Source organism: Micromonospora maritima (assembly GCF_902825405.1).
Taxonomy (GTDB): domain Bacteria; phylum Actinomycetota; class Actinomycetes; order Mycobacteriales; family Micromonosporaceae; genus Micromonospora; species Micromonospora maritima.
Genome location: NZ_CADEAU010000513.1, coordinates 1 through 3,624 on the forward strand (window position 1 = coordinate 1; position 3,624 = coordinate 3,624).

General features: G+C 74.6%; 1 protein-coding gene and 1 pseudogene. Both read left to right on the forward strand.

From position 1 onward, the window contains the following. Positions 1–535, forward strand: a 535-nt coding sequence (locus tag HUW36_RS28125) for a phosphopantetheine-binding protein (protein ID WP_174530892.1), incomplete at its 5' end; no start/stop codon positions are given. A 20-nt stretch (positions 536–555) separates the two neighbouring features. After that, positions 556–3,624, forward strand: a pseudogene (locus HUW36_RS28130) (type I polyketide synthase); the annotation flags it as partial.

Consider the following 3,624-nt stretch of genomic DNA (forward strand, 5'->3'; position numbering starts at 1 on the left):
CGCCGCCGGCGGCGGCCTGCGCGACCGGCTCGCCGGGGCGTCCGCCGAGGACCGGGCCCGCCTGGTCGCCGAGCTGGTCGCCGGCCAGGTCGCCGACGTCCTCGGGTACGCCTCGTCGGCGGCGGTCGGCCCCGAACGCTCCTTCACCGAACTCGGCTTCGACTCCCTCACCGCGGTCGACCTGCGCAACCGGCTCACCAGCCGGACCGGTCTCGCGCTGCCGGCGACGCTCGTCTTCGACCACCCCACCCCGGCCGCCCTCACCGGGCACCTGCTGGCGCGGCTCGGACCGGCCCCGACCGCGCCCACCCTCCTCGACGAGCTGGACCGCCTCGAGGCGGCGTTCGCCGCCACCCCGGCCGACACCCTCGCCGAGCTGACCGCCGACGAGGAGACCCGTACCGCCGTGGCGGCCCGCCTGCGGGCCCTGCTCACCCGCTGGGACGGCGACGGCGGCGAGGTCGCCGCCACCCTCGACGACGCCAGCGACGACGAACTGTTCGACTTCATCGACAGCCGCTTCGGCCGGTCCTGACCCGCGACAGGTGAATCCCGATGGCGAACGAAGCCAAGCTCCGTGAGTACCTCAAGCGCGTCACCGCCGACCTGCACGAGACAAGCGAACGGCTGAGGGCCGCCGACGCGAAGGACCACGAGCCGATCGCGATCGTCGGGATGAGCTGCCGCTACCCCGGCGGCGTCCGGTCACCGCAGGAGTTGTGGGACCTCGTCGCCGCCGGCGGCGACGGCATCACCGCATTCCCCACCGACCGCGGCTGGGACACCGAGCGGGCGTACGACCCGACCGGGGAGCGGCGGGGCAGCACGTACGCCCGGGAGGGCGGCTTCCTGCACGACGCCGGGAACTTCGACCCCGAGCTGTTCACCATCTCCCCGTACGAGGCGCTGGCGATGGACCCGCAGCAGCGGCTCATGCTGGAGGCGTCCTGGGCGGCGATCGAGGACGCCCGGATCGACCCGCTGTCGTTGCGCGGCAGCCGGGTCGGCGTCTTCGCCGGCATGATGTACCACAACTACGCGGCGAACCTCGACGACGTCCCGGACACCCTCGACGGCTTCATCGGCGGCGGCACCGCCAGCAGCGTCCTGTCCGGCCGGGTCGCCTACACCCTCGGCCTGGAGGGCCCGGCGCTCACCGTCGACACCGCCTGCTCGTCCTCGCTCGTGGCCCTGCACCTGGCCGTGCGGTCGTTGCGCGCCGGCGAGTCGGTGCTGGCGCTGGCCGGCGGCGTGACCGTGATGACCACGCTGGAGACGTTCGTCGACTTCAGCCGGCAACGCGGACTGGCCCCCGACGGGCGGTGCAAGTCGTTCGCCGAGGGCGCCGACGGCACCGGCTGGTCCGAGGGCGTCGGCGTGCTGCTCCTGGAACGCCTCTCCGACGCCCGCCGACTCGGCCACCGCGTCCTGGCCGTGGTACGCGGTTCGGCGGTGAACCAGGACGGGGCGTCGAACGGGCTGACCGCGCCGAACGGTCCGGCGCAGCAGCGCGTCATCCGGGCGGCGCTGGCCAGCGCGCGGCTGTCGCCGGTCGAGGTGGACGTGGTGGAGGCGCACGGCACCGGCACCACGTTGGGTGATCCGATCGAGGCGCAGGCGCTGCTGGCCACGTACGGGCAGGACCGGTCCGCGCCGCTGCTGCTCGGGTCGGTCAAGTCGAACCTGGGCCACACCCAGGCGGCCGCCGGTGTCGCCGGGATCGTCAAGATGGTCCTCGCGATGCGGCACGGGGTGGTGCCGCCGACGCTGCACGTGGACGCGCCGTCGTCGAAGGTGGACTGGTCGGCCGGTGCGGTGGAGCTGGTGACGTCGGCGCGGCCGTGGCCGGAGGTGGACCGGCCCCGGCGGGCGGCGGTGTCGTCGTTCGGCATCTCCGGCACGAACGCCCACGTGATCCTGGAGGCGCCCGAGCCGGTCGCGGCCGACGCGGCGGCGGGCCCGGTGCCCCCACCGCCGGTCCTGTCCTGGGTGGTGTCGGCGCGTTCGGCTCCGGCGCTCGTGAACCAGGCGGCGCGGCTGGTCGGTCACCTGCGGGAGCGGGCGGACGTGTCGCCGGTCGAGGTGGGGTGGTCGTTGGCGACGACCCGGGCGGCGTTGGAGCACCGCGCGGTGGTGGTGGGCGCGGACCGGGACGTGTTGCTGGCGGGCCTGTCCGCCCTGGCCGAGGGCGGTTCGGCGCCGGGCCTGGTAACCGGTGAGGTGGCCTCCGGGCGGCGGGCGGTGGTGTTCACCGGTCAGGGGTCGCAGCGCGCCGGCATGGGCCGGGAGCTGTATGCGGCGTTCCCGGTGTTCGCGGACGCGTTCGACCGGGTGTGCGCGCTGTTCGACGGCCGCCTCGACAGGTCGTTGCGGGAGGTGGTGTTCGACGGCGGCGGGCTGCTGGATCGGACCGTCTACGCGCAGGCGGGGTTGTTCGCGGTCGAGGTGGCGTTGTGGGAGTTGTTGTCGTCGTGGGGGGTGCGGGTCGACTGTCTCGCGGGGCATTCGATCGGTGAGGTGACCGCTGCGCATGTGGCGGGTGTGCTGTCGCTGGACGACGCATGTGCGTTGGTGGCGGCGCGGGGGTCGTTGATGCAGGCGCTGCCGGCCGGTGGCGGGATGCTGGCGGTCGAGGCGTCGGAGGCGCAGGTCCGGGAGGTTGCGGGCGGCGTCGATGTGGCGGCGGTGAACGGCCCGGCGTCGGTCGTGCTGTCGGGTGCGGTGGCGGATCTGGACCGGGTCGCGGGGGAGTGCGCTGGGCGGGGTTGGCGGGTGAAGCGGTTGGCGGTGAGTCACGCGTTCCACTCGCGTCTGATGGAACCGATGTTGGACGACTTCCGGGCCGCGATCGCCGGCTTGGACTGGCGGCCGCCGATGCTGCCGGTGGTGTCGAACGTGACCGGGCGGCTCGCCGAGCCCGACGACGTCGCGACACCGGATTACTGGGTGCGGCACGTGCGGGAGGCGGTGCGTTTCGCCGACGGGGTGGCCACGCTGCACGACCTGGGTGTCGGCACGTTCCTGGAGGTCGGGCCCGATGCCACGTTGACCGCGTTGGCCGCCGACGTGCCCGCCGACCGGTCCGTGCACCACATTCCGGCGCTGCGCCGTGATCAGGACGAGGTGACCGCGTTGGCCGCCGCGTTGGCGCGGTTGCACGTCACCGGCACTCCGGTCGACTGGGCGGCCTGGTACACCGTCGACGGGCACCGGCCGGCCACCGTCGACCTGCCCACCTACGCGTTCCAGCACCGGCGCTACTGGCTCGACGCCCGCACCCGCCACCACGGCCCGGACCCGGACGACGCGGCGTTCTGGCAGGTCGTCGACGACCAGGACGTGGACGGCCTGGCCGCCGCACTCGCCGTCGACCCCGACGCGCCCCTCGCCGCCGTGCTCCCCGCGCTCTCCGCCTGGCGCCGCCGCCAGGAGGACGACGCCACGCTCGACTCCTGGCACTACCGGGTCACCTGGCAACCGCTCGCGGAGACCGGTCGCGCCGAGCGCGGCGACCTGCTGCTCGTCGTACCGGAAGCGGCGGACGGACCGGCCCGGCGGTGGGCCGACGCGCTGGGCGGGCCCGGCGTCCGGACACTGACCGTGCCCACCGGCCACGGCCGCGCC